Origin of the sequence: Qingrenia yutianensis (genome assembly GCF_014385105.1) — a bacterium.
GTDB lineage: Bacteria > Bacillota > Clostridia > UMGS1810 > UMGS1810 > Qingrenia > Qingrenia yutianensis.
The window spans coordinates 1-7,372 of record NZ_JACRTE010000033.1; the positions used below are offsets into that span (position 1 = coordinate 1).

General features: G+C 39.3%; 12 protein-coding genes. All 12 read left to right on the forward strand.

Translation table 11 applies throughout. The features are described 5' to 3' along the window. Positions 1–504 (forward strand): Coenzyme F420 hydrogenase/dehydrogenase, beta subunit C-terminal domain (locus tag H8706_RS11430; RefSeq protein ID WP_262432730.1); only part of this gene is annotated, 504 nt, incomplete at its 5' end. After that, positions 497–760: an NADH-quinone oxidoreductase subunit I gene (locus H8706_RS11435; RefSeq protein ID WP_262432731.1), complete on the forward strand. Its 264-nt coding sequence runs from the start codon at positions 497–499 to the stop codon at positions 758–760. The genes H8706_RS11430 and H8706_RS11435, both read left to right, overlap by 8 nt. Continuing rightward, entirely contained in the window at positions 753–2,210 is a 1,458-nt protein-coding gene (locus H8706_RS11440) for a flippase (RefSeq protein WP_262432732.1), read from the forward strand. The genes H8706_RS11435 and H8706_RS11440 overlap by 8 nt, the downstream gene beginning before the upstream one ends. Before the next feature lie 238 nt (positions 2,211–2,448). Further along, entirely contained in the window at positions 2,449–3,351 is a 903-nt protein-coding gene (locus tag H8706_RS11445; protein WP_262432733.1) for a sugar phosphate nucleotidyltransferase, read from the forward strand. 6 nt (positions 3,352–3,357) lie between these two features. Continuing rightward, positions 3,358–3,585: a hypothetical protein gene (locus tag H8706_RS12385; protein WP_316637210.1), complete on the forward strand. Its 228-nt coding sequence runs from the start codon at positions 3,358–3,360 to the stop codon at positions 3,583–3,585. Further along, on the forward strand, positions 3,516–3,776 hold the full coding sequence (locus H8706_RS12465) for a VanZ family protein (RefSeq protein WP_394354571.1): 261 nt from the start codon (positions 3,516–3,518) through the stop codon (positions 3,774–3,776). The genes H8706_RS12385 and H8706_RS12465 overlap by 70 nt, the downstream gene beginning before the upstream one ends. Positions 3,777–3,948: 172 nt before the next feature. Then, positions 3,949–5,253, forward strand: coding sequence for an FRG domain-containing protein (locus H8706_RS11455; protein ID WP_262432734.1), 1,305 nt, complete (start codon positions 3,949–3,951; stop codon positions 5,251–5,253). A gap of 64 nt (positions 5,254–5,317) precedes the next feature. Then, a complete protein-coding gene (locus H8706_RS11460; protein WP_262432735.1) occupies positions 5,318–5,560 on the forward strand; it encodes a hypothetical protein in 243 nt (80 codons plus the stop codon). 226 nt (positions 5,561–5,786) lie between these two features. After that, a complete protein-coding gene (gloA2, locus tag H8706_RS11465; RefSeq protein WP_262432736.1) occupies positions 5,787–6,170 on the forward strand; it encodes an SMU1112c/YaeR family gloxylase I-like metalloprotein in 384 nt (127 codons plus the stop codon). A gap of 1 nt (position 6,171) precedes the next feature. After that, positions 6,172–6,504, forward strand: coding sequence for a hypothetical protein (locus H8706_RS11470; protein WP_262432737.1), 333 nt, complete (start codon positions 6,172–6,174; stop codon positions 6,502–6,504). A gap of 79 nt (positions 6,505–6,583) precedes the next feature. Beyond that, complete coding sequence (locus H8706_RS11475; RefSeq protein ID WP_262432738.1) at positions 6,584–6,946, forward strand: hypothetical protein; 363 nt, start codon at positions 6,584–6,586, stop codon at positions 6,944–6,946. Between the two features lie 111 nt (positions 6,947–7,057). Further along, a complete protein-coding gene (locus H8706_RS11480) occupies positions 7,058–7,237 on the forward strand; it encodes a hypothetical protein (RefSeq protein ID WP_262432739.1) in 180 nt (59 codons plus the stop codon). The last annotated feature ends 135 nt before the right edge of the window (positions 7,238–7,372 follow it).

Here is a 7,372-nt window from a genome sequence, read left to right on the forward strand (position 1 = left end):
GTTGAATTTATTAATAAAAAAAGATTTGGGTGGAAAGCTCACAAAGAATCAGTTTGGATTAATGGAAAAGAGTATGATAACGTAATCTTCACTCATTTATTTAGAGATCACAATATTTTAAGACCGGCCTGCTATGAATGTCCATATAAATCAATAGAGCATCCTGGGGACATTACAATCGGTGATGCGTGGGGGATAGACAAAGTCAATCCCGAGTTTAATGATAATAAAGGTGTTTCGTTGGTATTGATTAATTCAGATAAGGGAAAGTGTCTTTTGCAAAAAACATATAATGACATAGATAAAATTGAGATAAATGTGTGTGACTATATTCAAACTCCGTTAATTCGTCCATACGAAAAACCGTGTACCAGAGAAAAGTTTTGGAAGCAGTATAAAAATAAGGGCTTCTCATATATTGTATCAAATTATGTTGAACTAAGTTGGCAAAAAAAAATTATTCGTAAATTTTTGAAATATACAACGAGGAAAAAATATGAATGAAAAGAGTATAGTTAACAACCACAATCAGAGGAAAAAGAAAATTCCGAATTTATATACTAAAAAAAGCGATTGCTGCGGATGTTCTGCTTGCTATGCGATTTGTCCAGTGCAAGCTATACATATGGAATTTGATGGTGAAGGATTTTTGTATCCTTTAATCGATGAGCATAAATGTATTGGATGCTATCAATGTCTTAAAGTTTGTGCTTATAAAAAAGATAAAAAAGCTAAATTTAAGAGGGGTTTAGATGAATAAAGATGGTATTAAAAAGAACTACATTTACAATTTGACTTATCAAATACTTAATCTTATTTTGCCGTTAGTTACAACACCTTACATTTCAAAAGTATTAGGCCCAGGTAATATTGGTATTTATAGTTATACTTACTCATTTGTATCCACATTTGTTATGGTTGGATCCTTAGGTATTGCAACATACGGACAGCGTGAAATAGCATCTGTTAATGACGACAAGGAAGAGTATTCTCATAGATTTTGGGAAATACAAGTGGTAAAAATGTTGTCGGTTTCATTATCCATGCTGTTTTATCTTGTTTTTGCACTGTGTTATAAAGACTATAGAATTTATTTTTTAATTCAAATACCTTATTTTTTAGCGGCAATCTTTGATATCAGTTGGTTGTTTCAGGGAATTGAAAAGTTTAAGTATGTTGCACTCAGAAACATTTGTGTAAAGTTGCTAAGTTTGGCATTAATCTTTTTACTTGTAAAAACTAAAAATGATTTGCCAGTTTACATTATGCTACTTTGCATTTCACAATTTACTGGAAATATAACAATGTGGATGCATCTAAGAAAATATGTGTATGTAAGCAAAGTGGCAGTTCGTGATTTAAAGAAGCACATTAAACCTACATTTATGTATTTTGTGCCAACAATTTCATATCAGATTCATTCTGTTCTTGATAAAGCCATGTTAGGTGTTCTTTATCAAGATAACGCAGAAAATGGTTATTATGAGCAAGCACATAAAATTGTAAATATGGCAACTATGGTAATTAGCTCATATAATATAGTAATGCGCTCTAGAATGACAGCACTTTTTGTGCAGAAAAAGAAAAAGGAATTTGAAGTGAATTTTAATAATTCATTGCATTTTATTTCGATGCTAGTTTTTCCAATGTCGTTTGGTATGGCAGGAATTGCAGCGAATCTTGTTCCGTGGTTTTTAGGAATAGAGTATGGAAAGGTGACCACATTACTGTTGATTTTTTGCCCGATGTTCATAATACAGGGATTGAGAACATGCATTGGGTATAATATTATTACTCCAACTGGTATGCAGAGCAAAGGAAATATCGTGCAAGTAACTTCTGCTATAACAAATGTGTTTTTGAATGCAATGCTTATTCCAAAATATGGTGCGATTGGTGCAACGGTTGCTTCGGTTGCGGCCGAAGGCGTTGTTTTGATTGGTTACTTACATTATACTAAAGAGTATGTACGATTGAAAAATGTTATATACGTAGGTTATAAATATTTAGCAGCTTCGCTCGTAATGTTTTTTGCATTAAGTGTTCTGTCTAATAAATTTGATGCTAATATTTTAGATACTTTTGGTTTGATTATGCTTGGGGGTATAATATATTTTGTGGTCTTATTGCTATTTCGCGATGAGTTCTTTGTCACAAAAATGCAACAGTGTATTGATAGGATGCTAAAAAGAACTAGAAAACAATGTTGAAATTGAAGTTAAAATGATTGGTTTCCACAAAAAAGAATGTTGTATAAAAGTCAATACTACCCACATGCGTTTAACGAAAGAGAGTAGACCTTGTTCAGAATGTTTTTGAAAATCGTTCGTTTGATTGATAGAAGTGAATTAAACACATAGCTCAGCAAACAGTAATCGTCTATGATATCTGGACATTATGACTTACCTTTTTAAAATAAATGAATGAATACAGAGAGAGGAGAGAGTTATGAAAACAACATTACTTATCATGGCTGCTGGCATCGGTAGCCGCTTCAGAACGGGAATTAAACAGTTGGAGCCGGTGGATGATGCTGGACATATCATTATGGACTACTCGATCCACGATGCAATCGAAGCCGGTTTCAATCATGTGGTCTTTATTATCCGCAAGGATATCGAGAAGGAGTTCAAAGAAGTCATAGGAGACCGCATTGCCTCTATTTGCGCTTCTCATGGTGTAACTGTGGACTACGCTTTTCAGGATATCAATGATATCCCGGGAACGCTGCCGGAAGGCCGTACAAAACCGTGGGGAACCGGACAGGCTGTGCTTGCTGCTAAAAATGTGATTGACACTCCATTCATCGTCATCAATGCAGACGATTACTATGGTAAAGAAGGCTTTAAGGCCGTCCATGAGTATTTGGTGAATGGCGGAAAGTCCTGCATGGCAGGCTTTGTGCTGAAGAACACGCTGTCCGATAACGGTGGCGTGACTCGTGGTATATGCAAGATGGATGAGAATAATAACCTGACTGAAGTTGTAGAAACCAAGAACATTGTAAAGACCACAACTGGAGCGGAAGCAGACGGCGTGGCTGTGGATATAAATTCTCTGGTTTCCATGAACATGTGGGGATTGACTCCGGAATTCCTGGATGTACTGGAGGAAGGCTTCAAAGAGTTCTTTGAGAAAGAAGTTCCGTGCAATCCGCTGAAAGCAGAGTATCTGATCCCTATCTTCATCGGCGAACTGCTGGAGCAGGGAAAGATGTCAGTGAAGGTTCTGAAAACCAATGATACATGGTATGGTATGACCTACCATGAAGATGCCGCAGCAGTAAAGGGCAGTTTCAAGGAGATGCTGGAGAACGGCGTGTATAAGGCTGACTTGTTCAGTGATCTGTAAACGACGATGAAAGAAACGATTGATTTACTCGGAAAGATCCTCACAAACATCCTCACAAACATCCTGACTGCTCTGTATGAGCCGTTTGGTTTTTCACTCCTGCTTTCCTTCCTAGCCATGTTTTTCTACCTGTATGCGTATGAGCCAATACATGCGGGCAAAGGATGGAAGAACGCCATAGTGACCTGGTATCAGAAGTTCAAAGAGAGCGTTGGACGTTCGGAAAGAAGATAGGAAACAGTTGGAAGAAGATACTGTGGTATAGCGGGAAGATAGCATTTATCTTTTCGGTGAGCATTGAGATGCTGCAGTTATTACTGCGGCTAGGAACGTTTCAGCTATCAGACATCTTCTATAACACAGTCGGTGGAATGATCGGCGGATTGATGTATTGTGCGGTGATGAAGGCAAGAAAACGTCTGTAAAAAGGGTCGAAATTGTGATATACTGGGAGCGGTAGCTCCCTACGCTGCTCGTAATAATATCACACACCTCTTCGTGGTGAGCAGTAGGCAACGCTGATATGACGGCTAAGTGTGAGACGACTTTAAAATTGTTCAATACAACTAAATGCTTGAAGTGTTAGGGGGATACAAAATGCTTTCATTTGATGAGAATGGATGGCTATTTCCTGATCCGTTAAAAAATATAACTCATGATATCGACAGTGCAGAGATTGATGATCTATTGAAATTAGCAAAGGAAGAAGATTATTGGTCTGCCGGCATAAGAGAAACTGTAAAAAAACGACTGGAAAAAGATAAAGATGATGTAAGACTGGATTGGATTGTCGAGGATTTAATGATAAAAAATACCGGAGGAACTGTTATTTCAATGCCTTTTGGTAAAGATATTATCACATTTAATAGTAATCGACATTTTTTTAGAGGGGAAAATCAACAGTACTTGAAATCTGTGCCATCACTTCGGAGGAGACAAGAAGGAAAAAGCAAATATGAATGTGAACTCATTAAGGGAATTGCTTTAATGCGGTCATTACAATTCGCAAAGTTTATATGGAAAATAGATGTCGTGCCATATTGGGAAGCAAAATTGAGTGATATTAACGTTGATGCGTTGGCACAACATTATGGTTTTGACACATGCCTGTTGGATTTAACAAACGATTTTAGAACTGCATTATTTTTTGCAACGTGTAAGTATGACTATAAAACAGATTCTTATCGTCCTTTGACAAAAAAAGATATCGAAGCAACAGAAGATTCAAAATATGGTGTAATATTCCATTCACCTAACTGGGTGCTAGATTATTTAAACGGTGGAAGTTTCGAGTGGCACATGCGTCATTTGAATGATCATCGTGAAGAGCCATACAGCTTTTATTCAGGGGAACTAGATGGAATGGCTTTTCAAATTGGGTACCAACCACTTATGAGATGTCATCATCAAAGTGGGTACATTATGCCAATGATGAATGCGACTCCTTTACAGAGTGATAACAGATTTGAAAAAATAAGATTTTTACAGACAGAAGAGTTATCTAATAGAGTCTATGAGATGATGGATAAGGAAAAGAAGATTTTCCCGTATGAAGGTATTGGAAAAGCATTAGATATACTACATACAATACAAAGAGCAGTAATCTTTTCGGAGGATGACCTGCTGTATGCGTACGATTACGGCGTGGTAGATAAGAAAATGTTTCCGACAATTGATGATCTTAGGAAAGCGATTACAGCTTTTCAGGTTGATGGTGAATGCGTTTCAATTCAGAAGGATGAAATTAATTATCCAATCAGTCCGTCTGTTTTACAGGAAATAAATGCGGAATATAACGGTCGTAATCTGCTAGATGTTGTTGGAAATATGATTCACCAATATCCAGAACAACGTCGGTATAGAGAGCAACGTTGTATTGATATTTATGGAAAGCTCATTTGAGTATTGAGAAAATCGTGAGCTGGTAAGAGGTTCATTACGAAATTAAAGGAAAGAGGTTATCACGATGCCCAGAACGAAAGGCAGCAAAAACCGTCCCAAAACTACCTATGCCGACTACGCATCCCAGATCGCAGAGAAGCGGGAATATATCACTTCTCTGACTGCTGAGATCGCATCCATCACCGCAAACATTGACACTTTGAAAGCTGATCTGAAAGAGAAGAAGACTGCTCTGAAGAAGGCCGAAAAAGAAGTGGCATCCCTGGAAGCGAAGAAGGCAAAGGAAGATGCTAAGTCCGCAGAGTAAGCAAAGAAATCAGAGGCGGAATCCGTCCTGAAGAAATTGCTTGCCGGTGGCATGAGTGCCGATGAGATCCTCGCTAAGCTGAAATAACCAAGAAAACCGAGAAAAAAATAAATGCCGTGTGGACAAACTGAACTCCAGAAGTTCACACGGTAATTTTTGAAGGTCGCCGTATAGTTTGTGACGAAAATAGAAGAGGAACAAAACAAAAGAAATGGAGCGTGAGAAAATGAATTTATCAAAAATACACCACATCGCAATCATCGTATCTGACTACGAAGCTGCAAAGGATTTCTATGTGAACAAGCTGGGATTCTCTGTTATCAGAGAGAACTACCGTCCAGAGCGTAAGGACTGGAAGCTAGATCTTCGTGTCAATGAGCACACAGAGCTGGAGATTTTTGCAGAAGAAAACCCGCCGAAGCGTGTGAACCGTCCGGAAGCCTGTGGGCTGCGTCATCTTGCGTTCTGCGTTGATAGCGTGGAACAGACGGTGAATGAGCTGGCAGAGGTCGGGATTGAATGCGAGCCAATCCGCGTGGATAATTACACCGGCAAGAAGATGACTTTCTTCCACGACCCGGATGGACTGCCGCTGGAGCTGCATGAGTAAAATGAAGAAAACAAGAAAACCAGGCGGCGGCCGGAAGAAGCTGAAGCCGGAGTACGATGCCGGGAAGAATCTGAAAGAGCAGATGGAAGGTGCTGTGGCGCTTTATGATTCTGAGATGTCCTTGCAGACCATCGGCGATGAACTGGGATTAAATCCAATAAAAGTAAGAAAGCTGCTCATCACGGCCGGTGTGTATGAATCTGAAGTGGCGGAGAAAGTAAAAAATACTTTTGAAGAATACCGAGAAACAAAAGACTACAAAACCTCCATACTCTCCAACTGCAAACACCCTGAAACTTTCCAAAGCCTCCGTTACCTAGTACCTGCCTTATAAAAAAGGTGTGTACTTCCCAAGTACAGCAGAAAAAGAGAAGATCAGTGTTGGGGCAGAGCGGCAGCGGAGATACAGAGCAATGAAGCGGTGGAGGGCCGATCCGACAGAAGAAAACTTTTGGGGAGTGGTTCTGGCCTATGCGGGTGTGAAATTCAAAACTTACTCCGGCTTGCCATTCTCTTACGAAATTAAAAAAGGCAGGAACGGCGAGTACACGAAAGAGCTGTGGATCGACTGCCGGGAGAACAGTAAAAGCCTGGCATGGAGTTCAGTACTGCTGGCACTGAAGAATGTTAAAGAGGATGTGGTTGATCGTCCTAAAGCTCTGGGCGATATTCGAGGTGTGACCTACATCTACGGGATGTTCTATCGGTTCGGTCTGATTGATGTGCCGGACAAGGTAAAGGAGAAGATGGGCCGTCCAAAAGACCGCAAAAAATAGGTTGCTATGTACAGAAGTGTGCGGTAATATGTGCCATAACTGAGAATGTGAATCTCAGTTGGGAAGGATGGTAGCATTATAGAAAAATTGAAGAAAATGCTGGAGGAGTATTTGAAGAAAACAGAGCCGGAGTATTATCCGCCGGTGGAGAACCTGCTTGATCTGATCTACGAGCATTACACGGAAAACAACCCAGTAGAGAAAAACACAGTTGCTGGGAAAGCAGCAAAGGCCAAGGAAAAGGAATTGGAAGAGTGGCTGCGAGGGTTAGATGGTATGGATAGTCTCTAAAAATAGTCATGAATAGGGGTATTTCCCCGATTTTGTGTAAACTCCAAAATGATAATATAATTTAAGTGTTTTTCGAAGGATGAAATCCATATTTCGGGATTTCATCCTTCAGCTCATATATAGCATAAAAGCACA

What these genes read in the sequence shown, in the direction of transcription:
- H8706_RS12385 (WP_316637210.1), top strand. Translation starts at nt 3,358, where the DNA reads ATGAAAGAAACGATTGATTTACTCGGAAAGATCCTCACAAACATCCTC.
- H8706_RS11445 (WP_262432733.1), top strand. Translation starts at nt 2,449, where the DNA reads ATGAAAACAACATTACTTATCATGGCTGCTGGCATCGGTAGCCGCTTC.
- H8706_RS11440 (WP_262432732.1), top strand. Translation starts at nt 753, where the DNA reads ATGAATAAAGATGGTATTAAAAAGAACTACATTTACAATTTGACTTAT.
- H8706_RS11455 (WP_262432734.1), top strand. Translation starts at nt 3,949, where the DNA reads ATGCTTTCATTTGATGAGAATGGATGGCTATTTCCTGATCCGTTAAAA.
- H8706_RS11475 (WP_262432738.1), top strand. Translation starts at nt 6,584, where the DNA reads ATGAAGCGGTGGAGGGCCGATCCGACAGAAGAAAACTTTTGGGGAGTG.
- H8706_RS11435 (WP_262432731.1), top strand. Translation starts at nt 497, where the DNA reads ATGAATGAAAAGAGTATAGTTAACAACCACAATCAGAGGAAAAAGAAA.
- gloA2 (WP_262432736.1), top strand. Translation starts at nt 5,787, where the DNA reads ATGAATTTATCAAAAATACACCACATCGCAATCATCGTATCTGACTAC.
- H8706_RS11470 (WP_262432737.1), top strand. Translation starts at nt 6,172, where the DNA reads ATGAAGAAAACAAGAAAACCAGGCGGCGGCCGGAAGAAGCTGAAGCCG.
- H8706_RS11460 (WP_262432735.1), top strand. Translation starts at nt 5,318, where the DNA reads ATGCCCAGAACGAAAGGCAGCAAAAACCGTCCCAAAACTACCTATGCC.
- H8706_RS12465 (WP_394354571.1), top strand. Translation starts at nt 3,516, where the DNA reads ATGGAAGAACGCCATAGTGACCTGGTATCAGAAGTTCAAAGAGAGCGT.